Origin of the sequence: Kitasatospora sp. NPDC097605, assembly GCF_040302725.1 — a bacterium.
GTDB lineage: Bacteria > Actinomycetota > Actinomycetes > Streptomycetales > Streptomycetaceae > Kitasatospora.
In genome coordinates, this window is sequence record NZ_JBEOSF010000049.1 from 38,967 (window position 1) to 64,054 (window position 25,088).

Annotated in this window: 21 protein-coding genes and 2 pseudogenes; 10 read left to right on the plus strand and 13 right to left on the minus strand. The window is 73.5% G+C overall.

Features of this window, described 5'->3' with window-relative positions; genetic code table 11:
• The first annotated feature begins 43 nt into the window (after window positions 1–43).
• Genes ABTX81_RS35320 through ABTX81_RS35330 form a run of 3 tightly spaced genes read left to right on the plus strand, consistent with a single transcriptional unit; the run spans window position 44 to window position 3,464 of the window.
• Window positions 44–1,843, plus strand: a complete 1,800-nt coding sequence (locus ABTX81_RS35320; protein WP_350554214.1) for a hypothetical protein — start codon at window positions 44–46, stop codon at window positions 1,841–1,843.
• Window positions 1,844–1,888: 45 nt separating this feature from the next.
• Entirely contained in the window at window positions 1,889–2,377 is a 489-nt protein-coding gene (locus ABTX81_RS35325; RefSeq protein WP_350554216.1) for a DUF2000 domain-containing protein, read from the plus strand.
• A gap of 37 nt (window positions 2,378–2,414) precedes the next feature.
• Window positions 2,415–3,464: a 2,3-diaminopropionate biosynthesis protein SbnB gene (locus ABTX81_RS35330; RefSeq protein ID WP_350554219.1), complete on the plus strand. Its 1,050-nt coding sequence runs from the start codon at window positions 2,415–2,417 to the stop codon at window positions 3,462–3,464.
• A 76-nt stretch (window positions 3,465–3,540) separates the two neighbouring features.
• Here the strand turns inward: ABTX81_RS35330 and ABTX81_RS35335 are convergent, their stop codons facing one another.
• Complete coding sequence (locus ABTX81_RS35335; RefSeq protein ID WP_350554221.1) at window positions 3,541–5,082, minus strand: S8 family serine peptidase; 1,542 nt, start codon at window positions 5,080–5,082, stop codon at window positions 3,541–3,543.
• Window positions 5,083–5,499: 417 nt separating this feature from the next.
• On the opposite strand from ABTX81_RS35335, the gene ABTX81_RS35340 reads away from it, so the two are divergent.
• Window positions 5,500–5,886 carry a VOC family protein gene (locus ABTX81_RS35340; RefSeq protein ID WP_350554223.1) on the plus strand — a complete coding sequence of 129 codons (387 nt, stop codon included), beginning with the start codon at window positions 5,500–5,502 and terminating at the stop codon, window positions 5,884–5,886.
• A 30-nt stretch (window positions 5,887–5,916) separates the two neighbouring features.
• Here ABTX81_RS35340 and ABTX81_RS35345 read toward each other — a convergent pair whose 3' ends face one another.
• Both ABTX81_RS35345 and ABTX81_RS35350 read right to left on the minus strand, forming a co-directional pair.
• A complete protein-coding gene (locus tag ABTX81_RS35345) occupies window positions 5,917–7,257 on the minus strand; it encodes a hypothetical protein (protein WP_350554225.1) in 1,341 nt (446 codons plus the stop codon).
• Window positions 7,247–9,418: a hypothetical protein gene (locus tag ABTX81_RS35350; protein WP_350554227.1), complete on the minus strand. Its 2,172-nt coding sequence runs from the start codon at window positions 9,416–9,418 to the stop codon at window positions 7,247–7,249. The genes ABTX81_RS35345 and ABTX81_RS35350 overlap by 11 nt, the downstream gene beginning before the upstream one ends.
• A 194-nt stretch (window positions 9,419–9,612) precedes the next feature.
• On the opposite strand from ABTX81_RS35350, the pseudogene ABTX81_RS35355 reads away from it, so the two are divergent.
• Window positions 9,613–9,879, plus strand: a pseudogene (locus ABTX81_RS35355) (phosphohydrolase); the annotation flags it as partial.
• 186 nt (window positions 9,880–10,065) lie between these two features.
• On the opposite strand, the gene ABTX81_RS35360 reads toward ABTX81_RS35355, so the two are convergent.
• Entirely contained in the window at window positions 10,066–11,103 is a 1,038-nt protein-coding gene (locus ABTX81_RS35360) for an ArsR/SmtB family transcription factor (protein ID WP_350554228.1), read from the minus strand.
• A gap of 148 nt (window positions 11,104–11,251) precedes the next feature.
• Between ABTX81_RS35360 and ABTX81_RS35365 the strand changes: the two genes are divergently transcribed.
• Window positions 11,252–11,392 carry a hypothetical protein gene (locus ABTX81_RS35365; RefSeq protein WP_350554230.1) on the plus strand — a complete coding sequence of 47 codons (141 nt, stop codon included), beginning with the start codon at window positions 11,252–11,254 and terminating at the stop codon, window positions 11,390–11,392.
• Between the two features lie 299 nt (window positions 11,393–11,691).
• Entirely contained in the window at window positions 11,692–12,141 is a 450-nt protein-coding gene (locus ABTX81_RS35370) for a PLL family lectin (RefSeq protein ID WP_350554232.1), read from the plus strand.
• Window positions 12,142–12,316: 175 nt separating this feature from the next.
• Here the strand turns inward: ABTX81_RS35370 and ABTX81_RS35375 are convergent, their stop codons facing one another.
• Both ABTX81_RS35375 and ABTX81_RS35380 read right to left on the minus strand, forming a co-directional pair.
• Window positions 12,317–12,694, minus strand: a complete 378-nt coding sequence (locus ABTX81_RS35375) for a beta/gamma crystallin domain-containing protein (RefSeq protein WP_350554234.1) — start codon at window positions 12,692–12,694, stop codon at window positions 12,317–12,319.
• Window positions 12,695–13,778: 1,084 nt separating this feature from the next.
• A complete protein-coding gene (locus ABTX81_RS35380) occupies window positions 13,779–14,126 on the minus strand; it encodes a PRC-barrel domain containing protein (RefSeq protein ID WP_350554236.1) in 348 nt (115 codons plus the stop codon).
• Window positions 14,127–14,347: 221 nt separating this feature from the next.
• On the opposite strand from ABTX81_RS35380, the gene ABTX81_RS35385 reads away from it, so the two are divergent.
• The gene (locus ABTX81_RS35385) at window positions 14,348–14,623 is read left to right on the plus strand and encodes a GlsB/YeaQ/YmgE family stress response membrane protein (protein ID WP_350554238.1); all 276 of its coding nucleotides are present in this window, start codon (window positions 14,348–14,350) and stop codon (window positions 14,621–14,623) included.
• A 325-nt stretch (window positions 14,624–14,948) separates the two neighbouring features.
• On the opposite strand, the gene ku is transcribed toward ABTX81_RS35385, so the two are convergent.
• The 5 genes and pseudogenes from ku to ABTX81_RS35410 form a co-directional block, all read right to left on the minus strand.
• Window positions 14,949–16,034, minus strand: coding sequence for a non-homologous end joining protein Ku (gene ku / locus ABTX81_RS35390; RefSeq protein ID WP_350554240.1), 1,086 nt, complete (start codon window positions 16,032–16,034; stop codon window positions 14,949–14,951).
• Between the two features lie 216 nt (window positions 16,035–16,250).
• Complete coding sequence (locus tag ABTX81_RS35395; RefSeq protein WP_350554242.1) at window positions 16,251–17,255, minus strand: hypothetical protein; 1,005 nt, start codon at window positions 17,253–17,255, stop codon at window positions 16,251–16,253.
• Between the two features lie 103 nt (window positions 17,256–17,358).
• Window positions 17,359–17,475, minus strand: a pseudogene (locus ABTX81_RS35400) (dihydroxy-acid dehydratase domain-containing protein); the annotation flags it as partial.
• Window positions 17,476–17,719: 244 nt separating this feature from the next.
• A complete protein-coding gene (locus ABTX81_RS35405; RefSeq protein WP_350554244.1) occupies window positions 17,720–18,283 on the minus strand; it encodes a dihydrofolate reductase family protein in 564 nt (187 codons plus the stop codon).
• A 25-nt stretch (window positions 18,284–18,308) separates the two neighbouring features.
• The gene (locus ABTX81_RS35410; RefSeq protein ID WP_350554246.1) at window positions 18,309–19,028 is read right to left on the minus strand and encodes a hypothetical protein; all 720 of its coding nucleotides are present in this window, start codon (window positions 19,026–19,028) and stop codon (window positions 18,309–18,311) included.
• 226 nt (window positions 19,029–19,254) lie between these two features.
• Between ABTX81_RS35410 and ligA the strand changes: the two genes are divergently transcribed.
• Window positions 19,255–21,336 carry an NAD-dependent DNA ligase LigA gene (gene ligA, locus ABTX81_RS35415; RefSeq protein ID WP_350554248.1) on the plus strand — a complete coding sequence of 694 codons (2,082 nt, stop codon included), beginning with the start codon at window positions 19,255–19,257 and terminating at the stop codon, window positions 21,334–21,336.
• 265 nt (window positions 21,337–21,601) lie between these two features.
• On the opposite strand, the gene ABTX81_RS35420 is transcribed toward ligA, so the two are convergent.
• Together ABTX81_RS35420 and ABTX81_RS35425 are read right to left on the minus strand one after the other, a co-directional pair.
• A complete protein-coding gene (locus ABTX81_RS35420; protein WP_350554250.1) occupies window positions 21,602–22,972 on the minus strand; it encodes a hypothetical protein in 1,371 nt (456 codons plus the stop codon).
• 201 nt (window positions 22,973–23,173) lie between these two features.
• A complete protein-coding gene (locus ABTX81_RS35425) occupies window positions 23,174–24,151 on the minus strand; it encodes a hypothetical protein (protein ID WP_350554252.1) in 978 nt (325 codons plus the stop codon).
• Between the two features lie 407 nt (window positions 24,152–24,558).
• On the opposite strand from ABTX81_RS35425, the gene ABTX81_RS35430 reads away from it, so the two are divergent.
• Complete coding sequence (locus ABTX81_RS35430) at window positions 24,559–24,996, plus strand: peptidase inhibitor family I36 protein (RefSeq protein WP_350554254.1); 438 nt, start codon at window positions 24,559–24,561, stop codon at window positions 24,994–24,996.
• The last annotated feature ends 92 nt before the right edge of the window (window positions 24,997–25,088 follow it).

Sequence of the window (25,088 nt, forward strand, 5' to 3'; positions counted from 1 at the left end):
CCTCCCACCAGGAGGGCCGGAGCCAGCCGATGAGGAAGACCAGATGCACGTACTGCCCGAGATCTACCGAGCGCTCGAAGCCTACGCCGACGGCAACGGCCCCCGCCCCGGCCTGGAGGAGCTCAGCCGCCTCTCCGGCCCCGGGCTCGTCCAGGCGGACGAGCACGCGGTGGCCCGCACCCTGCTGCTGGCGGCCCTGTGCGGCCGGCTCGACGGCAACGGCTCGGTCGCCGACGGGCTGCTCGCCGTGGCCCGGACCTACGAGGAGGACTCGTTCCTGCACACCGGCCGGATCATGCCGCGGTTCAAGGAGCTGATCGGGCTCCTGGACCGCGCCGTGGACGACCGTGACCCGCGCACGCTCGTGGAGGTCGCGGACCACCTCAGCCAGGGGTGGTCCGCCTACCCCGACTCGGTGTTCCCCACCGCCCTCGCCCGCCTGGCGGCCGAACTCGGCTTCGCCGGCGGGATCGAGCCGTTCACCACGAGCTCCTTCAGCGTCTGGTGCGAGGCGCTCGACGCGGCCGCCGACGACCGGGCCGAGCTGGCCGAGCCGCTGTTCCGGGACTCCCTGGACCGCTACCGTGCCTACCGCTACCACGCCGACGCCTCCTGGCTGTTCACCGACATCGTGATCGTGCAGCTGACCCTGGGCCAGGACGACGAGGCCGCCGCGACGGTGGAGGAGCAGCGCCAGTACGTCTCCGAGGTGCTCGCGCGCTACCCGCTGGCCGAGGACGCCGAACCCGTCTTCCAGCTCGGTGACGTCCAGAGCGGCGACTACAGCACCTTCGTCGAGTCGGTGACGCTCCGGCCGCAGGCCCTGACCGAGCAGGACCGCGCGATACTCCAGCGCTATCTGCGCACCAGCGAACTGCTGCTCTCCGCCTGCAAGTACCGGGCCCGGCACGACTTCGTCGCCGCGCTGGACCTCTTCTCCTTCGGCTGGATGTCCTTCCCCGCCTCGCCCTACCCGTACATCTTCCAGCTGCTCGCCCGCCGCCTCGGCGACCTGGCGCGGGACTGGAACGCCCAGCTGACCGCGTACGCGGGCTGGCACCGGATGCTGCGCGCCAGCCCGGTCGGTCCGACGTCGCAGCACCTGATCGGTTCCGCGCTGGACCTCTACGAGCGGCTCGGGCGCTGCGGGCTCGGCCGGCAGGGCGACATCGCGTTGCTGGACGCCGCGATCATCCATGCCCGGCTGCACGGCAAGGCGCCGACGGTGGAGTGGATCGGCCGCTACACGAAGCAGCTGCGCGGGAAGGTCCCGGACCTGCTGCGGGCCGCGGTGGACTGCCTGCAGAGCGGTGTCGACGAGCCGGTGCCGGCCGACGAGGCGTCACGCCGCGCGCTCGCGCACTACATGGGGCTGCGCTCGCGCTACGCCGTGCCGGCGCCGATCCTGGAGCGTCCGCTCGCGAAGCTGCCGGACCAGCCGGTTCATGTGGAAGTGGCCCTGTACGGGCGGTTGCTGTCGATCGAGGGGATCACCGTCTACGAGCAGACGCCCGATCCGCTGAGCGACATCCTGCGGGTGCTGGGGGAGGAGTTCACCCGCAGCCGCAGCGAGGGCCGTGATGTGCCGCTGCTGTCCGCGGCGGAGCTGTCGGTGCGCACGGGGCGCACCTCGGCGGCGCTGGCGCAGAGCGTGCGGCGCTTCCGGGGTGTGGCGCAGGAGCGCTTCCGGCAGGCGACGACGTTCACCTTCGACCCCGGCACGGTCATCCAGGGCCGCCCCGGCTACCGGATCAACCCGGCGGTCGTGGAGTCCTTCCTGCGTTTCCCGGCGGCCCGCTGGACCTCCGTCCGCTCCCCGTCCGCCCCACCCCATCTCAACTGACCGTCCCCTTCCCCCTACCGACCTTCTTCCCCACCGTTTCGCCGATTGAGAAAGCGCACCGTCATGCACCAGCTCGACTCCCTCCTCGTGGACCCCGCCGCCGTCGACACCCGCTTCAAGTTCGTGGTGGCGCTGAAGGCGAAGCTGCCTCCGGGTGTGGCCGCCAACGCCGCCTCGCACATGTGCCTGGCGCTGACCGCCCGGGCCGCCGTCGAACGGCCCGACCTGCTCGCCGACATGTCGTTCCTCGCCTACGTCGACGGCGACGGCGGCCGGCACGCGCCGGTGTCCGGGCTGTCCCTGGTGGTCCTGGAGGGGCGGCCGGCGTGGCTGCGGAAGCTGCGCGACGAGGCTGCGGCGGCGGAGCTGCTGTTCACCGACTTCACCGGGGAGATGACCGGCGGCGACTTCGCCGACCAGCTGGAGCGCATGAAGGCCACCTCCGAGGAGTCGCTCGACTACTACGGGGTCGCGCTGTTCGGGCCGCGCGAGCTGATCGACCCGCTGACCAAGAAGTTCTCACTCCTGCGCTGATCCGTCCCTGTCCGTCCGTCGTCACCGAGGAGCACCCTTGAACGCCGTACCGTCGAACGCCGAGCTGTCGAGCGCCGAGCCGGACCCCGTGCACGGCCTGAGTGTGCTGCCCCGGGCCGTGGTGGACACCGCGCTCGCCGGCCTGGCCCGGGAGTCCCGGGCCGTGGTCGAGGAGGTGTACATCCACGCCGCGCAGGGGAGGCTGGTCAACCCGGACAGCCTCTTCCTGCGCCCGGACCCCGACCCGGCGCGCCGTGAGCGGATCATCGCGCTGCCGGCGTACGTGCCGGGGGAGAACCCGGCGATGGGGATCAAGTGGATCTCCAGCTTCCCCGGCAACCTCGACCTGGGCCTGCCCCGGGCGTCCGCGCTGATCGTGCTCAACGACCTGCGCACGGGCTTCCCGACGGCGGTGATCGAGGGCGCGCGGATCAGCGGCTACCGTACGGCGCTGTCCGCGGTGGTCGGCGCGCACGCGCTGAGCGGCGGGGAGCGGCGGGCGGGCCGGCTGGCGGTGGTCGGCACGGGCTACATCGCGGCGACCACGGTGCGGGAACTGCTGGCCGACGGCTGGAAGTTCGACTCGATCGCGGTCCACGACCTGTTCCCCGAGCGGGCCGCCTCGTTCGCGGCGGGCTTCGCGGACGGGGCGGGCGAGGTGGTCGCCGTCGGCAGCACCCGCGAGGCCCTGGCCGGCGCCGACCTGGTCCTGCTCGCGACCACGGCCGTGCAGCCGCACCTGGCCGACCCGTCCTGGTTCGCGCCGGGCGCGGTGGTGCTCCACATGTCGCTGCGCGACCTGACCGCGGAGGCGATGGCGGGCGCCGTCCACGTCGTCGACGAGGTCTCGCACGCACTGCGCGAGCGCACCTCGCTGGGCCTGGCCGTGGACGCGGGCCTGGTCGAGTACGCCGACATCCGCCCGGTCGGCGACTACCTCCTCGGCAACGCCCGCCCCGACCGCTCCCGGCTCGCCGTCTACTCGCCCTTCGGCCTCGGCTCCCTGGACATCGCCGTCGCCCGCCTCGTCCTCGACCACACCCGCGGCGCCGAGGGCATCACCACCGTCCCCTCCTTCACCGCCTGACCGAGCTCCGACCCGGGCGGCGCGGCCCGCGGTACCCCCCGCGCCCGCGCCGCCCACCGGACCTCCGCGCGGCCGGCTACTCCAGCGCGCGCAGGGCGTTGACGATGCCGAAGCCGTAGAAGCCGTTGACGCGCTCGCCACCCGTGCAGACGGCGCCCCCGCTTCCCCCGCCGTCCGGGTCGTTCGGGCCGGGCGGGCACCCGGGGTTGTCCGCCCGGGCCTTGAGCAGCTGCTGCAGCTGGGCCGGGGTGGCGTTCGGGTGGGCGGACTTCAGCAGCGCGGCCACGCCGGAGGCGTGCGGCACGGCCATGGACGTGCCCTGGTGGTAGCCGTACTGGTTGTCCGGCAGCGTCGACAGGATGCCGCCCTCCCCGGACGGCGTGTCCGAGGCCTGGTACTGGTCGCCGCCCGGCGCCGCGACGTCGATGACGCCCAAGCCGTAGCTGGAGTAGTAGGACTTCGCGCGCGTGGCGCCGGTCGCGCCGACCGTGACGACGCCCGGCAGCTGCGCTGGCAGCTGCCGGCACCTGTGCGGGTCGATCGTCCGGTTCGCGGGGGTGGAGTCGTTGGGGCTGACCCGGTCGGTGATGGCCTGGGCGGCCAGGTCGTGGTTGGAGTTGCCGGCCCCGGCGAGATTGAGGGTGCCCTTGCGCTGCGCGTAGCGCTGGGCGCGGTCGACCGCGTCGACGATGGCCTTCTGATCGGGGTCGTCCAGGCAGTTGTACTGCCACGGGTCCACGTAGTAGCTGTTGTTGGTGATCTGCACACCGTGGTCCGCGGCGAACACGAAGGCGCAGACGACGCTCTCGGCGTGGATCAGCTGGCGCGGGATGGGCTGGGAGACCCTGATACCGGCGATCCGTACGCCGGGTGCCACGCCCGCGATGCCGACGCCGTTGCGGGCCGCGGCTATGGTGCCCGCCACGTGTGTGCCGTGGAAGTGGCTCGGGTCCGCCGGCCGCCAGGAGCCGTAGGCGGTGTCGGCCTTACCGCTGACACAGCTCGCGGACTGCGCCGGGGAGAAGTTCACGGCGAGGTCCGGGTGGGTGTCGTCGACGCCGGTGTCTATCACGGCGACCGTGACGTCGCTGCTGCCCGGGTCGATCGCCGCGGCCTTGTCCGCGCCGATCGCCCGCAGGCCCCACTGCTCGGCCTCCAGGGGTTCACCGCCGCCGACGGCGGACGCCTGCTCGATCCTCGCGGCGCCGGCCTCGCCGAGGTGGCGCGCCGGACCCTCACCGGCCGTCCCCGCCGCGCTGAGCGGCGCGGTCCGCGTGGCACCCGCCGACCGCACCCCGCGCACCGCGCGCAGCCGCTCGGCGAAACCGGGGACCGCCGAGTGGGCGACGATGACGCCGATCTTCTCGTAGCTGACCACGACGGTGCCGCCGGCCGCGGTGACGGCCCGCTCCACCCGTGCGATCGTGTGACGGTCGGTCTCGGTGTTGACGACGTACGCCTGGGGGAGCGCGTCCCCGGCGGGCGCGGTGGCCTGCGCGGCGACCGGTTCGCGGGGCGTCGCCGAGGCCGACGCGGGCAGGGATCCGAGCGAGGCGGCCAGTGCCAGCACGAGCGGCACGGCCGGGGCGAGCCGGAGTAAGGAACCTCGTCGAGCCATGGGGTCTCCACATCATCCGGGTGCGGTACCGCCCGTCACCCGGAGCGGGCGCACCGGAGGGGCAGGTACATGACGGGTGGTGCGGGAGTGAAGCTATCCCGCCGCCTCGCCGACCGGCAATGCCTGGCTGATCGCCGGGGTGCTGCTGGAGCACGTCGGGGTGCGCCAAACCGCGCCCACCGCCGGTGCCCCGGCCCCGCGCACCGCCGTCTCTCCGGAGCTGCGGCCCACCCCGTGACACTATGCGGATCCCGGCGGCCCGCCTCCGCCGTCGGGCGACCGCCACGGCCCGCTCGCCTGACGGCCACCGGTTCGCCCGGCAGGCCGGCAGGCTCCGCCGGTTCCGGTTCCCTAAGGTGGTGTGGTGAGTGGCGTCGTCCTGAGGGCGCCGACGCCGGATGAACCGGAGGACAGCCCGTGCGGATCAATCTGACCAGCGTCTTCGTCGACGACCAGGCGAAGGCCCTGCGCTTCTACACGGAGCTGCTCGGATTCGTGCCGAAGCACGACGTCCCGCTCGGCGAGGACCGGTGGCTGACCGTGGTCTCGCCCGAGCAGCCCGACGGTACGGAACTGCTCCTCGAGCCCGACGGCCACCGCGCCGTCGGGCCCTACAAGCGGGCGTTGGTCGAGGACGGGATCCCCGCCGCCTCGTTCGCCGTGGACGACGTGCGGGCCGAGTTCGAGCGGCTGCGCGGACTCGGCGTGCGCTTCACCCAGGAGCCCGTGGAGATGGGGCCGGTCACCACGGCGGTCCTCGACGACACCTGCGGCAACCTCGTCCAGCTCACCCAGGAGCACTGACGGCCCCTCCGGCGGAGGAGCCCCCCGGACTCAGCCCTCGGCTCCGCCGTGGTCCGCGGACCGCCGCCGGGCGCGGCTGAACTCGCCGGTGCCGACCCGGGCGGCCAGGGTGTCGCCGGGGCCGGAGAGCAGCGAGCCGTAGCCGGTGGCGGCCCAGAGGCTGCGGTCGGCGGGCAGCTCGAAGTAGGGGACCGTACGCCCCTGGTCCCGGACGGCGAGCACCTGGGGTGCGCGGCGGGCGCGCAGGGCCTGGGCACAGTCCTCGCAGACGGCGACGTCGACGCGTTCCCGGCGGCCGAGCGGGCGCCAGGTGGTGCGGCGGACGGCAGAGCCGTGCCGGGGGTCGAAGAAGCACAGCGGAAGCCGCGGTTCGGCGGCGAGGGCGGAGCGTCCTTCGGCGGCCAGGGCGAGCACGCCCGCCAGATCGGGGATGCCGCGGGCGGCGTCCAGGACCCGGCCGGCCGCGTCGTAGGCGTCCAGGGCGCGGCCCAGGCCGGGCGTGGCGGCCCCGTCGGCGCCGTCGACGGCCTCGCCGAGGGCGATCACCTCGGCGGCGGCCTGCCGGCGCAGCCCGGCCTCGTCGGCGGCCTGATCGGCGGCGAAGACGGCGTCGGGGAAGGTGAAGGCGGTGTGCCGGGGCGAGCGGCGGCGGCGCAGCAGGAAGGCGGCGCCGACGGCGGCGGCGAGGACCAGCGCCGCGCCGACCACGAGCGGAGTCCCCGAGCCACCGGGGGAGGAGTCGGTGGCCTTCTCCTTCACCGTGGGGCGGGCCGAGCGCTCGCGGTCCGCCCGTGCGGACTCGGCCTTGAAGACCTCGGTGCCCTGGCCGGTGCTGATCAGGTCGACGGCCCGGCCCACGCGGGCGGCCAGTCCGGCGTCCTTGAGTTCCTTGAGCATGCCGACGGCCATGGCCGCGTCGCGGGCCTGGTGGGTGTCGTCCGGCCACTCGGTGCCCCTGAGCCAGCTCCCGTACTGGTCGTTGGTGAGCAGGATCAGCTGTGGCCGGCCGAGGCGTTCCCGGACCACCGCGGCCAGGGAATCGGCGCTGCCGTCGAACGCGTCGCCCTTCTTCAGCGGCACCAGCACCACCTTGATCGGCAGGCCGGTCGCGGCGATCCGGTCGGCGAGCTCCCGCTGCTGGGAGGCGGTGACGGCGGCCGCGAAGGACGGGTCGACGTAGACCGGGGAGGTGGCCAGCGCCTCGGCGATCGCCGTGGCGGTCGCTCCGGTGCCCGGGCTGTCCGCGCGGGCGGGGACACCGGTGCCGAGCAGCGCCGCGCAGGCCATCAGCAGAGCGGCGAACAGCCCTCCGAGCAGGCGCCGGTCGGGGCCGGCGGAGGGGTGGCGGACGGTCGGGCGGTCACTGGACACTGGCGGACTCCCTGGCCCTGAGGATGAGTGCTTCGAGCCCTTCGCGGGCGGCCGGCAGGATCTGCCCGGCCTCGTCCCAGGCGGTCCGGGCGCGGTCGTCCGCCCCGGGCAGGCGCAGCAGCCGGTCGCGGGCCTGGCCGGCCCGGTCGGCTCCGCCGCTGCGGAGGGCGTCCCGGCAGTCGGTGCACAACCGCGCGGACCGGGGGCCGATGCCGAGTTCCTCGAACCATGCCGGCACCCGGCCGCCGGTGGCCTCGCCGTGCAGCGGGTTGAGCCGGCAGACGGCGGGGTGGGGGTGGCCCCGGAGGGCGGCGAGCCCGGCCCGGGCGAGCACCACGACGGCGGCCAGGTCGCCCGCCTCGGCCGGCTCGTCGGGGCGCTGCCCGCCGCTGTCGGCGAGGAGCTGGGCGGCGTCCAGGCAGTCCCAGGCGCGGGTGCGGCCGGGCGCGTCCTGGTCGGCGGCGGCCAGCTGCGCGGCGAGTTCGCGGACGTCCTCGCCGGCCCAGGCGCGCAGGTGCCGCAGGGACGGCAGCGGGGTGCTGTGCCGGGGCCTGGTCTGCTGCGGCGGGGAGCCGGTCGCGCGGTCGCGCCGGGAGCGGATCACGGCCCGGACGGTGGCGGGTGCGGCCCAGGCCAGCAACAGCAGGACACCGAGCAGCATCACGCCGAGCCCGACGCCGGCCCCGAAGTCGTTGCTGAACAGGGCGGGCAGCCGGTTGTCGTGCAGCGGGGGCAGCGTGGTGCGGCGTTCCGCCGGGTCGTAGCCGGGTTTCGGCTCGGCGGCGGCGACGGCGTCCAGCACCTGGTCCAGCCGCGGCGCCGCGCTCAGCCCCTTGGCGCCCCCGTACGCGTACCTGACCTCGGCCGGCACCCGCGAGAAGCGGCGCCGGGTGTCCTGGCCGGTGCCGTAGCTGTCGAGGCCGATCACGCCGGTCAGCGGGTCGACGAGGATGTAGACGCCGTCGCGGCCGGTGCGTTCGTGGATCAGCGCGAGCAGCAGGTCGCCGTCGTGGTCGGTCTCGTCGTCGCTGCCGGTGGGGGTCACCACGATGTGCACCGGGCCCTTGGGGGCGAGTTCGGTGAGCCGCTGCCGGATCGCGGGCAGCTCGGCGGCGGTCAGCGCGTCGGGACCGGACGGGTCCTGGTAGACCGGGTCGGCCGTGAGTCCGGCGGCGATTTCGTCGACGCGGGCGTCCAGGTCCGCCTGGGTGACGTTCAGCTGGGGGCTGTCGACGACCTGGGGGAAGGCGGTGGGCGCGTAGTGCACCACGCCGAACACGGCGGCGGCCGTCGCCAGCAGCGTCACCGGCAGCAGGCCGAGGCGTCGCCGCCCGGAGCCCGGGCGCCGGGCAGCGCGGGGCGCCTGCGGCTCCTTGTCCAGGCTGACGGTGGGCTTGGGGCCGCTCCCGCGGCCGGGGGCGGCGCCGGAGGAGCGGCTCCGGCGGAGGGAGAGGCGAAGGCCGAGGGCCAGGACCAGGCCGGGGATCACCACCACGGCCAGCCCGAGCAGCAGATTCTGGTTCTGCCGGTCGGTGGAGCTGATGTACAGGCGCTTCCGGTCGCTGTCGTGGTACCGGTCGTACACCTCCTGGGCCTTGGCGGCGGCCCGGTCCTTGCCGGAGGCTACGGCGTCGACGAAGCTCTTGAACGCGGCGAGCGGCTCGGCCCCGTACGGGGTGCCGTACAGGGAGATCCGGCGGGCGTCGTCCACCGGGACGTCGACGCCGAACGCGGAGGCGGTGATGTGGCCGTAGTCGCCGATCAGCACGTAGAGGCCGTCCGCGCCGAGCCGGTCGTGCACCAGGGCGAGCAGCGCGGCGTCGCCGTCCGGAAGCGCCAGCACGTAGGTGGGCACGCCGGTGCGTTCGGCGACGGCGGCGATCTCCGGGGCGAGTGAACGCGGCAGCCTGCGCGGCTGGGCGGCCGAGACGTAGACCGGGCTCCTGCGCAGTTCCTCGGCCAGCCGCTCGGACCGGGTCGTGCCATCGGTGGGCCGACCGGCCGGCGCGGCGGCGGTGGTCGCCGCAGGGCTCGGCGCGGCGCTCGGGTCTGCTGCGACGGCCGTTCCGGCACTGCCGAGCAGGAGGAGCGCCGCGAGCGCCGTGCCCGCCCGCGCCCCGAGTGTCCCGGCTCGTCTCCGTATCCCTGTCGGTGTCCGCATCGGCGCCCTTCCTGGTGGTTCGGCTGGTCACCTTACCCATGCCCGGTCCCGACGGGTGCGGACTCCCCTGGTCCGGGGCGCGCACGCGGGGCGCCGGGGACGCGGTGGTGACGGCGAATCGGTAGGTGACGTTCCGCCCGGTGACCCGGTGACCCGGTGACCCGGTGACCCGGCGACCGGGACCCGGACGCCGCCACCCGCCGCCCAACACCGTCTCGGGCACCCGGAGCAAGATCTACGCCGGCGACTACCTCCAGCCCGACCGCCTCCTCGGCCTCCTCGGGCGCCACCGCGACGTCTTCCTCTCCAGCGGCCACACCCACTGGGACCTCACCCTCTCCGACTGGTACGTGCGCCGCGTCGTCCCGGGCACCGCCAACCTCGACGGCTTCTCGGAGATCAACACGGGTGCCGTGCAGACCGGCTTCGCCGACAACGGACAGGGCGGCGAGGCCACCGTCCCGGTGGATCACGGTGCCGCTCTCCACCCGGATCTGACCCACCGCACGGCCGTCCTCCCGTCGTCGTACCGGTCCGCCCCCGTGGACCGGTGCGACGGCGGGGCCTCGCACGGCCGCGGCACCTCGCCCGCCACGGGATCCGGAGTTCCAGGGCCCGCCGAGCGCGGCAGCCAGGACCCGGAGGCCTCAATCCGCCGGTGGCGCGGGCGATGACGGGTGGCCGGTGGGCGGCCGGTCGTCGAGGAGGGCCTGGCCGAGCGGGGTGAGGGTGTGGCGGACGCCGGGGCCGGTGCGTTCGGTGGTGAGCAGGCCGGCGGCGCGCAGGACGGCGGCGTGGTGGCTCGCGGTGGCGGGTGAGCAGCCGGTGCGGCGGGCGAGTTCGACGGTGCCCGCCGGATCGGCCGCCGCGTGCAGGGTGCGGGCGCGGGTGGTGCCGAGCAGGGCGACGAGCGCGCCGTCCGGCCCGTCCGCGGCGGCCGAGGACCAGACCGCGCGGTAGGTGGCGAGGTCGGGGGCGAGCGGGTAGTGCAGGACGAGCGGGTGGTCGAGGCCGCGGTTGTCGGTGAGCGCCATCGGGTCGGGCCAGAAGAAGGTGGGGACGAGCATGACGCCGGCGCCGCGCAGCCGCAGGTCGGTGTCGACGGGGGAGGGCAGCGTCAGAACCGGTGACTCCCAGCGGATGCCGGGGTGGAGAGTGCCGAGCAGTCCGTCGAGGCCGCGGTCGGCGGCGAGGCTGGCCCGCCGGCCGCGGTCGGTGTGCGCGGCGGCCAGCAGCTGCGACCAGTACGGCGCGACCGCGAAGGCGTGGTACTCGCGGAGCCGGCGGTCGACCAGTTCGCGCCACTCGCGTGCGCCCCGGTGCAGTTCGTAGACCCAGCGGGGCGCCCGGGGGCGCGTCCCGCTGAGGGCGCGCAGGTCGGCGCTCCACCGCCGGCAGGGCAGCGACCAGGTCTGGTCCAGGCTCTCCGGCAGGGTGTGGCTGCCGGCGTGCAGGAACGCTTCCGCGGCCTCCGCCGCCCCGACCGGCGTCGCCAGGTCGAACAGCACCCGCAGTTCGGGCCGGATGCTCCCGCGGGTCCGACTGCGCCACCCCTCCAACGCCACGCCGCCGACCTCGCGGGTCTGCACCAGCGACAGGCTCAGGACCGTCTCGGCGAGCGGGTCGGGTGCCCGCGCGATCCGCACCCTGGTCAGGTCGTCGTGGGTGAAGTGGATCCGCAGCAATCCCGCCCCTTCCGTCGAACACCGACAGGGGTGCCGCGGCGTCCCGGCCCCACCCCCTGCGGCCTTGCGACCACCGTAAGCGGATCGGCGCGGCGGGATCGGGGCGTTGCCCGGTTCTGACCGGATCGTTCCACGGCACGGACATTCCGTGTCCGAACCCGGAGGCGAGGGCGACGGCGGCGCCGCCCCGCCGGGACGGGTCCGCTACTCCTGTTCACCGATGGAGACGGCGGGCGAGGACGTGGCGCGCGCCGAGGTCGCCGTCGGCGGAGGCCCGCCGCTGGCCTGAGCGTGCTCTCCGGTTCCTGACGAGGGGTGTGACGGGGTGGGCCCGCCTGCCGGTTGTCACGGGCGCGGGCAGGCCCGGGTGGACCTTGGGGCAGACGCGCCCGGCCGGACGGCCGTTACCCGCCGGTCGCTGGTGACGAACCGTCAAGTCGGCGGCGAAGCTTGGGGCGAGGGCCCGGCACCGGTGGACGTCGGGAGCCGTCGTCCGCTGCCCCCGGTCGACCGGGCCCTCGCACGCCATCTCGCGCCCGCCGTACGGGCGGACCGGTCATCGGGAGGTCAGTGGTGAGGACGAAGAGGTTGGGGAGGGCCGCCGCGTCGGTGGTCGCCGTCGCCGCGGCGCTGGCGGGGACGGTCGTCGCGACGGCGGGCACCGCCGACGCCGCCTCGCTGGAGGTGATCAGGCTCTGGTACTGCGACAAGCCGACGGTCTCGGTCGAGAAGCTCAACGGTAGGAACGGCCACTTCCTCTGCGGGGGCGGGTTCGGCCGGGAGATGCCGGTCTACACCTTCGACGACGGGACGGTGCAGACGTTCTTCATCGGCGCGGACTACGCGGTGTGGACCTACTGGACCAACCCCGACGACACGCGGAGCCCGCTGGTCTCGCTCGGCGGCCGCGTCACGGGCGACGTCCGGGTCAACGCCCACAACGGTGCCTTCGTGCAGCTGGAAGTGATCGGCACGGACTCCCGGCACTGGTTCAACAACCGGGCGGCGAACGGCGCCTGGAGCGGTTGGTTCCGGTGACCGACGGCCTCGCCGCCCACCCCTTCCGTCGGCCGACCGGCTGACGGAAGGAGCGGTTGACGTGAGAGCCACGTCGGACGCCGGCCCCGGTCACTCAAGGTGAGTGACCGGGGCCGGCCTCTGTCTCGGAGGTCTGTGCTGCGGAATCCCGTCGAGGGGAACCGCCGTGACGGGATCAGTAAATCTTGATCCAGGTGATCTTGTGGATGGACGGCTGGCCCGGGTTCCACTGGCTCCACTTGTTGAGGGTGAAGCTCTCCAGGCGCGGGTCGTTCAGATTGCGCTGGAACTCGATCTTCACGACGTTGTTCCCGGACTCGACCCAGTTGACGCCGTAGATCGCGACGCCGGCCTCGCCGGCGTTGGCGAAGCAGAGGGTGTCGCGGCCGCTGTTGTTGTGGATCTCGAGGTAGTCGTTCTGGTTGCAGTCCGTGCGGTTGAGCGTGATGCGGCTGGTCGAGGTGGACGCGGCGGTCGCCGGGACGGCCGCGGCCCCGAACACGGCGAGGGACGCGGCGGCGACCCCGAGGTAGCGGCGCACGGGCAGGCTCATGATGATCTCCCTTATTCCATTCCTGGGGAACCGGATCTCCACCGTCACCCGGTCGGCGGCGATCTCGTGAGGCCGTTCTCGGCCACATTCGTATGCCGATCGACCGTGTCGGGAGAATGCGTGATTCCAGATCCCGGGGCGGCAATTCCCGACCGTCCGGAACAATTCTCCGGGAGCAGCGCGGGAATGCTCTCGGGTGGATTCGAGGGGAGGCTTCCGTGAAAGTGTGGGGAGGGCGGGTGCGGTTCACGGGGCGGCGATCGGTGACGTTCGGTGACATCTCGGGCGGCTCGCCGCCGTCCGGAGGGCGCGACGGGCCGTACCGCATTGCGGGCGCCCGCCTCGGGTGGGAGCGCGAGGTGGCCGAGGGTACTCGTCCGCTTGTGTCCCTCGCGGTGTGCGGGAAACAGAACGCCCGCACGGAAACGCGGCCGTCGGAGGGCGGACGGCCCGGCCCCGTTCATGAGGCGCGGCGCCGGCCCTCGCAGGCGCCGGCCGTGGGAACGGTGCTGCTGCGCGGCCGGAACGGTGGCGCGCCGGACGGGCGCCGGTCGGCCGGAGCGGGGTTGACCGGCGGGGATGACGAAACTGCGGGTTCGCCGGGATTCGCCGGTTGCGAGCCCCTTTTGGCCGATGTCGGACGGTAGGGGGCCCTGGTCCGCAAGTGAACGCGCTCGAAATGACCGCCATGACGTGGGGCGCACGCGCCGCCGGCGCTCGCCGCTCCGCCACTTCGACGGCGGTGCCCGAAGGAGCGGTTCCACCCGTACCCGACGGCTCCGGTGGGTGGATGAACCGGCGATCGTGGAGTAGGAAGTCGACCGGGCCGACTTCCTGTGCGCGCGGCGCGCTGCCCCGGCGCCGACCGGCGGCAGGCCGTCCACGAGTACGCCTCCCTCCGCCGCCGGGGGAGTGGACGGCGGGAGAGACGGCGACGCCCATGGCAGGGGAGCCGGGCGTGGGTGATGGCGGAGCGGCCGCAATGCCCGGGCCGGTGGCACGTTCGTGGCCTGGGACCGAGCAGCCCTCCGGCGGGCCACGACGACGCGGTCGTGGCCCGCCGGAGGGCTGGGTGGACGGAGGGTCAGATGGCTCCGCCGTAGTAGCTGCCGATCGTGCGGTGGTAGTCCGGGTCGGAGGTGTGCCGGTCCTTGTCGTACTCCGGGGAGTTCTTGACCTCGTCCTTGGTCCGGTTCACCCACACCGTCCGCTCACCGGTGTCCACGCGCCGGATCGTGCCCGCCGGGAGCAACACTTCGCGGCCGAAGATCCACGGGCCGGTGTCGACCACGATGTGCGCGGAGTCGACGTCCTCGGTGTGCCGGTCGATCTTCCCGATGTGTCCGTCCTCGGCCTCGACGCGGTAACCCGTCAGATCCGTGCCCGGGGCGTAGCCGTCGGCCTTGCCGTAGTCCCACATTCCGCTGGTCACACGAGCCTCCTCGGTCGGTGGTCCATGGTCGTCGTGCGGCTGCCGACTTCCCCGGGCCGCCCGGAGCATGCATCCGGATCGGTGTCTTCTGTCCGGAACGGCGCCGAGGGCTCGAACGACCGGGCCGGGGTTCGCGGGTCGGGGCGCGGGGGGTTTGAAAAGGGCGGCACGGTGAAGACGAGCGCTGACACCGGCCGTACTCATCGAGGTAGGAGTAGCACATGGGCGTCATCGCCTGGATCCTGATCGGACTGTTCGCGGGCCTCATCGCGAAGGCACTGATGCCGGGCAAGGACCCGGGAGGCGTCATCATCACGATCCTGCTGGGGATCGGGGGCGGCCTGCTGGGCGGTTGGCTCGGCAAGGTGGTCTTCGGCGTCGACTCCATCGACGGTTTCTTCGATCTCTCCACCTGGATCGCCGCCATCGTCGGCTCGGTCATCATCCTCGCCGCCTACCGGCTGATCACCGGGAACAAGCCCCGTCGCCACGCCTGAGGCTGCGGCCTCCGGCAGGCCCGCAACGGCTCCCCTCTCCCCGGAGAGGGGAGCCGTTCGGCTGTCCGGCCCCGCGCAGGGCTTCGGTGCGGTCGGCTGATGTCCATGGTGTGACCACCCGAGGGCGAGGAGGGCAAGCGGCGTAGTCCTCCGCGAACGTGGTGTCCCGGACAGGGTGCAGCGCCCGACGTTCCAGTCGCGGCGGAAGCGCCGGGCGCTCGGCGGAGACGCCGGGCAACCGCTGGCGAGCCGACAGTCGTCAATTCCGGGGTGTTGAACGGGCGTGAGCCGGCGTCGAGTACCGGCTCCTTGCGGCGGTCGGCCCTCAGGACGCCGCGCGGTGCGGGCGGCCTGCCGCCTCAAGGGCGTGCTGGAGTTGGTCGCGGGTCATGGTGGAGCGGCCTGGAATGTCGAGGTCGGTGGCGCGCTCGTACAGCTCGGTCTTGGTGAGCTGGGACAGCTGACGCTTGCCGGTGGCGCTGACGCGCTTCGGGGTGCTCGTGCCGCCGGCCGCCTTGGTGGAGGTGGTCTTCTTGCCACCGGCCGCCTTGGGGGAGCGGCCGGTGCGGGCGGGCGTGGTCCGGCCGGCGGGCTTCTTCGGCTGTTCGGACGCCCCTTCGTCGGCGGGTTTGCGGGCGCCTTCCACGCTGCGGCGCAGGGCGTCCATGAGGTCGATGACGTTGGTGGCCTCGGGGGCCGGGCCGGTGGAGACGGCGATCTCACGGCCGGCGAGCTTGTCCTCGATGAGCTTCTTCACCTGTTCCTCGTAGGTGTCGTGCCAGTCCTCGGGCTTCCACTCGATCGCGAGCATGCCGATCAGCTGCTCGGCGGTCTTGATCTCCTGGGTGGAGAGCTTGACCTTCTCCGGCAGGTCGCCGACCTCGGTGCGGGCGTCGCGGACCTCGTCGGCGAAGTGCATGGTGTGCAGCTCCAGCATCCCCTGCTCGGAGCGCACGGCGGTCAGGTACTCCTTGCCGCGCATCGCGAACATCGCCAGCCCGACGCGCTCGGAGCGGGCGAGGGCCTCGACGAGGAGCGCGTAGATCTTCTGGTACTCCGTGCCGCGCGGGCCGAGGTAGTAGGTCTTGTCGAAGAAGATCGGGTCGACGTCGGAGAGGTCCACGAAGCCGGCGATGTCGATGGTGCGGGAGCGGCCGGGGGAGATCTGCTCCAGTTCCTCCGGCTCGACGATCACGTACTCGCCCTCGGCGACCTCGTAGCCCTTCACGATCTCCGCGAACCCGACCTCCTTGCCGGTGCGCTCGTTGACCCGCCTGTTCCGGACCCGGTCCGAGGTCCCGCGCTCCAGCTGGTGGAAGCGCACGTCGTGCGACGAGGTCGCGGTGTAGAGGGCGACCGGTACGGTGACCAGCCCGAAGCTGAGCACCCCGGTCCACACGGGTCGGGCCATCACGGCCTCCCTTCCTCGTCTCGCGCCGCACCACCGGCGGCGGACGGCTCACCGCCAGAGTCGCCGCCGGGGCGGCGCCGCGCACGTGGGACTGGGCCGACGGGCGTCGCCGCCCTGCTGGGCCCCGCTCGGAGGCAGCGACGACGCCCTACCCGAGCGCCTGCACCACCGGGCGCCCGCCAAACCCCGCAGCCGGCGCCGGCCCCGAACGGTCGCCTACCGCTCCCGCCGACCGCCGGACTCCAGCTCGTGCAGCCTCCCGGCCGCCGCCAGGGCGGCCTCGCTCGCCCGCGATGCCACCTCCCGGGCCTGCCCGGCCTCCTCCCGGGCGGCGAGCACCTGCTCCTCGGCTCGGGCGAGGTCCGCCCTGGCGCGCTCCTCGCGCCGCTCGGCGGCGGAGAGCGCCCGGCGGGCCTGCTCCGCCTCGTCCCGGGCCTGCCGCCGGGCGGACTCGGCGTCGGCGAGCACCCGCTCGGCGGCATCACGCCGGCCGGCCGCCTCCCGCCCGGCCACCTCCGCCGCCCCCGCCTCCTGGCGCGCCTGCTCCCGCGCTTGCTCCCGTTCCCGCTCCCGCTCGCGCCGCGGGGGTTCGGCCTCGGCCCGCTTCGCCGTGCCGCCAGCTCCCACGGCCGACCGGGACGGCAACCGGGCGCCGCGCACCCGCGCCGACCTCTCCCGTCCCGGAATCGCCGATCCGCCCGCGGCCTGCCCCGCTCCGTCAGCCGTAGCGTCGGACGCCGTGCCCGGCCATGCCACCGGCTCCAGCGGCACGACGAGCCGCCCGGCGGCGAAGGCCTCGGCGGCCCGCGGGTCCGCGAGCGCGGCACTCAGCGTCCGCTCCACCCCGTCGACGGCCTCCGTACCCAGTGGGTGCCCGGCCTCGGCCGCCGCTCGCTGAGCCCGGACCAGCAGCTCCCGCACCAGCTGCCGGCGTCGCTCGCCGAGCATCCGGAGCCGGTCGCCGGCCAACTGCTCCTGGGCGGCCCGCAGCTCCTGCCCGAGGGCCAGGAGGTCGGCGACGAAGTCCCCGTGGTGGCGGGTGAGGAGGTTGGCGGCCCACGCTGCCTGGGTGGGGCGGCGCAGCGCGCGGATCCGCTCGGCGAGCCGGCGGTCGGTCTTCCTCAGCTCGTCGGCGTGCCGGTTGCGGGCGGCGGTGAAGTCGCCGGGAGCGAGGGTGTAGAGCTCGTCGGCGATCCGGTCGAAGTCCGGACGGGCGGCCATCGCCCCAGACTCTACGGCCCGCGGGCCGGCGCGGCCCTCCCGGCCGCGCCGTCAGGTGACGGAGGCGCCGTGCCCTGCCGGTGGCCGTGAGGCATCCCTGCATCAGCGCCGGGACGCCTCCGGCGTACCAGAAGTACTCGACCGGGTACCGTCCGGTCGTCTTCACGTTCGCCAGCGCGGGTACCCGCCGGTGGAGGGGGTCGAAGTCGTCGATGGTGATGTCGACACCGCTTCACGGGCGACCACCGGCAGGTGCAGCAGGGCGTTCGTCCAGGATGCGCCGCGCCGTGAGGTCCTCCTGGATCAGGCCGGTCCCTTCCCGACCCTGCCGGCCGCCGTCGTCCGCCGCGTCCGGGCCGAACCGTGCCCGGCGACTGCCGCGGCCCGCCCCGCCGGCCCGGTCCGCGCGGCCGCCGCCCTCGACCAGCGGGCGCCTGGCTGGTGTCGAGCCGAGTGGCGGCCGTTCAGCGCCTCGTCTCGTACCTGGTCAGGACCACGCCGCCGGGGAGTGTCCGCGTCTCCAGCAGGTCGAGGTTCACCCAGCTGTCCAGGGCGGTGAAGAACGGTGTGCCGCCGCCCACCAGGACCGGCGCGGTGGCCAGCACGTACTCGTCGATCAGCCCGGCCCGCATGGCGGCCCCGGCGAGTGTCGCGCCGCCGATGTCCATCGGGCCGCCGTCCTGGGCCTTGAGCCGGGTGATCTCGGCGATGGCGTCGCCGGTGACCAGGCGGGTGTTCCAGTCGACGGTGTCGATCGTCGAGGAGAACACCACCTTCGACATGTCCCGCCAGCGGCGCGCGAACTCGATCCGGGCCGGGGTGGCATCGGGCTGCCGGTCGCCGGTCGGCCAGTAGGAGCTCATCGTCTGCCACAGCTTGCGCCCGTACAGCGTCAGGTCGGCCGCCTGCAACCGGTCGGACCAGAACTGGAACAGCTCGTCGCTCGGCACGCCCCAGCCGATGTCGTCGCCGGGCGCGGCGATGTAGCCGTCCAGGGTCAGGTTCATGCCGTAGGTCAGTTTCCGCATGCCTCCACCATCGCGTGGGCCGGTCTCATCCGCACAGGTGGCGGGAGATGCGTTCGACGTCCTTGAGCTGGGCGGTGGTCAGGCGTCGGGCTTCCCAGATGACCGCGGCCAGGTCCGCGGCCCGGGAGTGGAGCGGGGGCAGGCCGTCGGGCAGGCGGATGCCGCCGAGCGCCGCGAGGTCGGGGGCGGGGATGCCGAGCACGCCCGCGAAGCCGGCCACCAGCTCGGGCGTCTTTTCGACGGTTCCGCGGCCGATTCCGCCGATGGTGGACGCGGCCAGGGTCTTCGCCGTGCACGTCCAGGTGAGGTTCCGGTTGTGTGTGAGCTTCAGGAGCACCGCGCCGAAGCCCGGCTCGTACCGGTGGTACGGCCGGTCGACCCCGCCACGCTCCTCCCGCCGTACCCGGGGCAGCGCCCCGATCGCGTCCAGCAGCGGTCGCCGGTTCTCGGCGGGCATGACCATCGCGTTGCAGACCACGGAACCCACCGACCAGTTCCGGTTGCGGGTGACCGGTGTCAGGTCGTCGGGAACCGGCTGCCCGGCGAGGACGAACAGGTCGGCGACGTGCAGGCCGAGCGCAGGTCCGAGGGCCCTGAGCAGCCGTCCGGCCGGCGCCCGGCCGCCGAGCACGGCCTGCAGCTGAGCGGGGTCGGAGCCGGACGCCTCCGCGAGCGCGGCGGAGTCGAGCGTCCGGTGGCCCATCAGGCGCGCCAGCCATGCCCCGAACTCCAGTACTCCTGTCATCCCGTCAGGCTAACGACCTCGGCGGAGGCCATCGCACTGCCCGTCGTCCGAGGGCCTGTCGGGTAGGGCGGCTACCGCAGCGTCCTGTCCTGGAGACGGAACGGCCGACCACTTCCGGTTCGCGCGGGGGTGGCTACGGCCCAACCGGCGTCCGGGGAGAAAGGCCCGGGGACGGCTCGCCGGTCTTCGAGACGGTGTTGTCGGTGGCGTCGGACATGATGCCCGCATGACCGACGACACCGCTGCCGCCCTTTCCTCCCCGGCCGACTACGCCGCCGCCGTCGACAGGGCGGTGCGGGCCGCTGCCGCCTACTACGGGGACGGGTCGAGCCCGCTGGGGGACGACGAGTACGACGCCCTGCTGCGGGCCGTCACCGCCTTCGAGGACGCCCACCCCGACCAGGTGCTGCCCGACTCGCCGACCGGGAAGGTCGCCGGCGGCGCGGCCCGGGGCGACGTCCCGCACAGCGTGCCGATGCTCTCCCTGGACAACGTCTTCTCCGCCGAGGAACTCGCCGAGTGGGCCGCCGGGCTGGAGCGGCGCCTGGGCCGCGAGGTGAGCGCCTGGTGCGTCGAGCCCAAGCTGGACGGCATGGCCATCGCCGCCCGCTACCGCGCCGGCCGCCTGCACCAGGTCCTCACCCGCGGCGACGGCCTGGCCGGCGAGGACATCAGCCACGCCGCCGACGCCATCCTCGGCCTGCCCGCCGCGCTCACCGAGCCCGTCGACGTCGAACTGCGCGGCGAGGTCCTGCTCACCCACACCCAGTTCGAGCACGCCAACCGGCTGCGCACCGAGCACGGCGCCACGCCGTTCGCCCACCCCCGCAGCGGCGCGGCCGGCACCCTGCGCGCCAAGGACCGCCCCTACCGCATCGAGCTGACCTTCTTCGCCTACGGCGCCGTCGGCCTGGACGACGACCTCGGTCACAGCGCCCTGCTGGAACGCCTCGCCGCCCTCGGAGCCAACACCGCCGCCACCACCCCCGCCCACCCGCAGCGCTGCGCCACCCAGGAGGACGTCCAGCGGCGCGTCGAGGAGATCGCCGCGCTGCGCGCGGTCCTGCCGTTCGGGATCGACGGTGTGGTCGTCAAGGCCGACTCCGCCGCCGACCAGCGGGGCGCCGGCTCCGGCTCGCGCGCCCCGCGCTGGGCGGTCGCCCGCAAGCTCGCCGCCGAGCACAAGGTGACCCGGCTGCTCGACGTCGAGTGGAACGTCGGCCGCACCGGCATCATCGCCCCGCGCGCCGTCCTCGAACCCGTCGACATCGACGGTGTCACCGTCACCTACGCCACCCTCCACAACCCCGCCGACATCACCCGCCGCGACCTGCGGATCGGCGATCGGGTGTTCGTCTACCGGGCCGGCGACGTCATCCCGCGCGTGGAGGCGCCGCTCGCCGACCAGCGCACCGGCGACGAGACCCCCATCGTCTTCCCCGAGGCCTGCCCCCGCTGCGGCGACGCCATCGACACCACCGAACAGCGCTGGCGCTGCACCCGCGGCCGCGACTGCCAGGCCGTCGCCTCCGTCATCTACGCGGCCGGCCGCGACCAGCTCGACATCGAGGGCCTGGGCCGCACCCGCGCCGTCCAACTCGTCGAAGCCGGCCTGGTCGGCGACATCGCCGACCTGTTCACCCTGACCCGCGACCGGCTCCTCGCCCTGGAGCGCATGGGCGCCACCAGCACCGACAACCTCCTCGCCGCGATCGAGACGGCCCGCAGCCGCCCGCTGGGCCGGGTGTTCTGCGCGCTCGGCGTGCGCGGGACCGGGCGCACCATGTCCCGCCGCATCGCCGCCCATTTCGGCTCCATGGCGGCGGTGCGCGCCGCCGACGCCGAGACCCTGGCCGCCGTGGACGGCATCGGCGCCGAGAAGGCCCGGGTCATCGTCGCCGAACTCGCCGACCTCGCGCCGCTCCTCGACAAGCTCGCCGCCCAGGACGTCGGCACCGCCGTCACCGAACCCCGGGCGCTCGCCGCCGCGCCGGCCACCGCGGCGGACACCGCCGCCGGCGATGACGCGGACGGCGACGCCGGCCGGCAGCCGGTCGCACCGCTCGCCGGTGAGGCCGTCGTCGTCACCGGCAGCATGACCGGCCCGCTCGCGGCCCTCTCCCGCAACGAGGTGAACGAACTCGTCGAGCGCGCCGGCGGCAAGGCCTCCTCCTCGGTGTCCACCCGCACCACCCTGCTGGTGGCCGGAGAGAAGGCGGGCTCCAAGCGGGCGAAGGCCGAGACACTGGGCATCCCGATCCTCACCCCGGACCAGTTCGCCGCCCGCGTGGCCTCCTACCTGCCGTAGCGCCGCGCCGCTCGGGATCACCCCGTGAAAGGGGAGCCGGCTCTGCCGGGCTCCGCACCTTCCGGGAGATCCCGAGCGGCCCCGGACGTCCTGCGGAGACACGCTTCTCCTCGCCCGCCGGCGCGTCCGACCGCGATCCCGGCCGCCGGCCGGCCGGGCGTGGCCGAGGCCCCTCCGGTCCTGGGCACCTCCGGGACGGGGCCTCGGTGGGCGGGCTGCGGAGGCACCCGGCCGAGACGGGCCGGTCTGCGACCGGGTGGCGGGTTCACTGCATGACTTCGAGGTGCGGATGGTCGAACGACGTCGGGCAGATGTAGATCTGCATGGAGTAGCTTCTGCCGATCTGCACCATCGGAGGATCGGCGGGCCGGCGCAGCCCGACGGGGCCTGACGGTTCCTCGCGGTCTTCCAGGGGGATCCAGCTGCCGCTGCCGCCGTCCCATTCGCCGGAGTCGATGGTGAACAGGGGCTTGTAGGGGGCGTTGCAGCTCGCGCAGTGCATCGGCGAGGGGTCGCGGAAGCTCCAGGGGCCCCAACCGCCGACCTTCCAGCCGGGAGCGACGGAGAGCTCGTACTGGTAGTAGGCGCCGCCGGGGCCCTCTTCCTGGTCCTCTTCCTGCTTCTCGCCCCAGCCGTAGAGACGGTCGGCGAGCTCCCGCGGGAGTTCGTGGGGTGCCGGGTACTCGGTGACGACCTCGGGGTGAAGGACACAGGGCTCGGGAACGTAGCTGCCGTAGTGCTCGACGTCCGCGGGTTCCGGGGGATCGGTGAGCAGCGTGCCGACGCTCGCGGTGTTCCGCCAGACGAGGCGTGCCGCGGGAAGCGCGTTGTCGTGGTCGAGGGGGCACCACAGCACTTGCAGGAGGTCGGCTCCCTCGGGGCCGGCGAGTTGGGGGACGTCGCGGAGGTAGAGCTGGGCGACCGGCAGCAGGGCGTTCGGCCCGGTGTGAGCGGGATGTCCGGCTCGGAGCTCGTCGAGGTACGCGCGTTGGCCGGGGTCGAGGAGGTTCTCGTGGGGCTCGCGGGGGCGGAGCCAGGCGGCCTCGAGCAGTGCCCGCTTCCGGCGGACGTCGCCGAGGGAGACGGGCGGCTGCCAGTTGTGGTGTTCCTCCGCGCAGGCCGGCCATGGCTCGTCGACCGGCCACAGGAGTGGTCCGCCGACGGAGCTGTCGTGAACGGACGGCCGGCCCGCGCGGGGGTGCAGGCGGACTGCTTGCCGGGCCAGCGGCGCCAGCTCCGGGAACACGGAGGCGATGTCGACAGGCCGGGGCGGGGTGGTTCTCGGCATTGGTGCTCCTTCGGCAGCCACCTGTGAGTCTCGGGCGGACTCTACAAGCGGGATCCGACAGCCCTGTCGACCCGCCCCGCCGCTGTGGGACCCGGGACCCCTACTTGAGACCATGTGCTCCCCGTCGTAGACCTCGTTCATCGCGCCCGACACCTTGTAGCCCTGGGAGAAGACCAACCCGGAGACGCGCATCTGGTTGCACGGTTCCGTGAGCTGAGGCGGGTCGCCCCGGTACTCGTTGATGGTGGTGCCGGTGTCGACCTGATTGCCGGTGCCCTTGACCGTCCACCCGGCGGGCAGCACCGCGGCGGTGGCCGGCGGTTGGGGGCGCTGGACGGTGAGGATCATGCCCGATCCACGCGCCCGCGGCATGAGTACGCGTACCTAACCCGATTCCCCGGCCGGGCCGGGCCGGGCGGAGCGCGCCGAGCAGGACTCGGCGCCTCCAGCGCCCTCGGCCCGCACCGCGACGGCCACCCCTTCGATCCCGGCCGGCGCACACAGGCCCTGTGCTGCGCGCGGCCACGTGCCCGTCCAAATCCGGCCCGCTCATCTCTGCAGTGCTGAAGCGGCGTTGCGGAGGGCGATGTCGATCGCTTCCCGTACGTGGGCGAGTTCCTGCAGCTTCTGCGCGATGTCCTGTTCCTCGTAGGAGGATTCGACGGCGAACCAGACGCCGATGACGTTGTTCTCCCGTTTGCACCGGACGTCGGCGACCGCCGTTTCCTTCTCGATCGCCGAGGGGTTGGGGGAGTGGTTCCATTCGGGGTTGTTCGCGGCGGCCGTCGGCGTCTCGTAGTCGAAGCCGCTCGCCTTCATGCACGCGGACCACTTCCCGAACACGTCCTTCACCCTCTCATCGGCGAGCGAGCGCCGGTAGTTGGCGAAGTTGACGTCGATGGCCACCTGGGCGTCCTGGAATATCCCGCCGCCCGCCCTGATCGCTTCCTGGGCTTCGCCGGCGCATCCGCCAGGGGGGATCGGGACCCCGCGGAATTGTGATTCCCGGGCGCCGCCCGGGGCTTCGGGCGACCCGCTTCCCGAACCGAGCACGAGGCGCACGTCCGGGGAGACCGACTCGGCCGGAGGCGTCGCAGCCCCGTCCCGTGAGGCGTCGCCGTGGTATCCGCGCGCGGCGGCGACGGCCGGGTCGGTGGGGTCGTACCGGTGCGCGGTCTGGCCGGTGCGTTCGCGCGATTCGCGGACCGCCGGCTCGTAGTCCAGTCCGAAGCGCTTCATGCAGGTCGAGACCAGGCGGGCCCAGCCGCGGTCCATCCTCGAGTTCTCCTCGGGGGTGATCAGGTACTTCTCGACGGGCAGCTCCCGGTCGAGCGTGCTCGCGAGGGTGGGGACGGCCGGGACGGCGGGAGCGGCGACGGCCGGTGCCGGGGAGTCCGGTACGCGGGGGGATTCCGGCCCGCCCGCGCTCGGGCCGCCCGCGCTCGTACAGGCCGCGGATGTCGCTGCGACGAGTCCCGCCAGAAGGAGCGTCGCTCGAATTCTCGGATTTCCGTGCGGCACGGCCATCGGTCCCTTCAGGGATATTTCCGGATTCGTTTGATATGCGGGCATTCCGGTCGATTGGTCGGCTGTCCCTTCCCATGGTCCCCGATGTCCGCCGGGTGGTCCGCGTTCGCCCGGTATGGACGCCGAGTTCCGGATTCGGTCGTGCTGTCGTCGTGCGTCGCGCAGAAGTCGATGGTCACCCACGGCCGTTGCGATGCGCACGATGTGATGATCCGTCATGAGCATTGACCGGGGTGGAGCGTTGTCCGATGATACTCGTAGCCCAGTGGGGCGGGCACGCTTCCACCTCCGGGGCGTCAGCTGATTCGGAGCCGAAGGGAACCACGATCCGAGCCCGCGGTCGCCCGCCTCGGAGCGCGGTCCCCGATCCGGCTCGATGCGCCGATTCGAGTACTCGAAAGGTGTCCATGAAGCTCACGGGGAACATCAAGATCGGGGCCGCGGTGATGATCGCCGCCGGCAGTCTCGCGCTTTCCGCGCCGGCCGCTTCCGCCGCCCCGAACCCGGGTACGTGCAGCGGGCAGGACTTCTGCCTCTACTTCAACTCCAACTTCCAGGGCGCCACGTTCGAGGACGGCCGGGGCAACTCGCACGTGGCCGAGAACTACGGCGCTCCGAACTGGTACAAGTTCTCGGGCGGCAACGGCGCCGGGTACTACGTGAAGAACAACGCCGCGTCGGGGTGGAACTTCAACATCAACTACAGCGTGACGGTCTACTTCAACTCGAACAACACCGGCCCCAGCCAGTACATCAAGCGCATGACCGGCGCCAACTTCAACGACCAGTTGAAGAACAACAACGCGTCGCAGTGCTTCGACTTCTACGATTACTGCCCCTCCTGAGAATTCCGACCGGCCGGCGAACAGGGTGGTGCGGTGCCTGCGGGCCAGGTCGGCCAGCGCGGCGTGCAGGGCGGGCGGGAAGGCGAACGGGA

Coding starts and splice junctions, on each gene's coding strand:
- ABTX81_RS35320 (WP_350554214.1), top strand. CDS start 44: ATGCACGTACTGCCCGAGATCTACCGAGCGCTCGAAGCCTACGCCGAC.
- ABTX81_RS35335 (WP_350554221.1), bottom strand. CDS start 5,082: ATGGCTCGACGAGGTTCCTTACTCCGGCTCGCCCCGGCCGTGCCGCTC.
- ABTX81_RS35350 (WP_350554227.1), bottom strand. CDS start 9,418: ATGCGGACACCGACAGGGATACGGAGACGAGCCGGGACACTCGGGGCG.
- ABTX81_RS35375 (WP_350554234.1), bottom strand. CDS start 12,694: ATGAGCCTGCCCGTGCGCCGCTACCTCGGGGTCGCCGCCGCGTCCCTC.
- ABTX81_RS35385 (WP_350554238.1), top strand. CDS start 14,348: ATGGGCGTCATCGCCTGGATCCTGATCGGACTGTTCGCGGGCCTCATC.
- ku (WP_350554240.1), bottom strand. CDS start 16,034: ATGGCCCGACCCGTGTGGACCGGGGTGCTCAGCTTCGGGCTGGTCACC.
- ABTX81_RS35395 (WP_350554242.1), bottom strand. CDS start 17,255: ATGGCCGCCCGTCCGGACTTCGACCGGATCGCCGACGAGCTCTACACC.
- ABTX81_RS35405 (WP_350554244.1), bottom strand. CDS start 18,283: ATGCGGAAACTGACCTACGGCATGAACCTGACCCTGGACGGCTACATC.
- ABTX81_RS35410 (WP_350554246.1), bottom strand. CDS start 19,028: ATGACAGGAGTACTGGAGTTCGGGGCATGGCTGGCGCGCCTGATGGGC.
- ligA (WP_350554248.1), top strand. CDS start 19,255: ATGACCGACGACACCGCTGCCGCCCTTTCCTCCCCGGCCGACTACGCC.
- ABTX81_RS35420 (WP_350554250.1), bottom strand. CDS start 22,972: ATGATCCTCACCGTCCAGCGCCCCCAACCGCCGGCCACCGCCGCGGTG.
- ABTX81_RS35425 (WP_350554252.1), bottom strand. CDS start 24,151: ATGGCCGTGCCGCACGGAAATCCGAGAATTCGAGCGACGCTCCTTCTG.
- ABTX81_RS35430 (WP_350554254.1), top strand. CDS start 24,559: ATGAAGCTCACGGGGAACATCAAGATCGGGGCCGCGGTGATGATCGCC.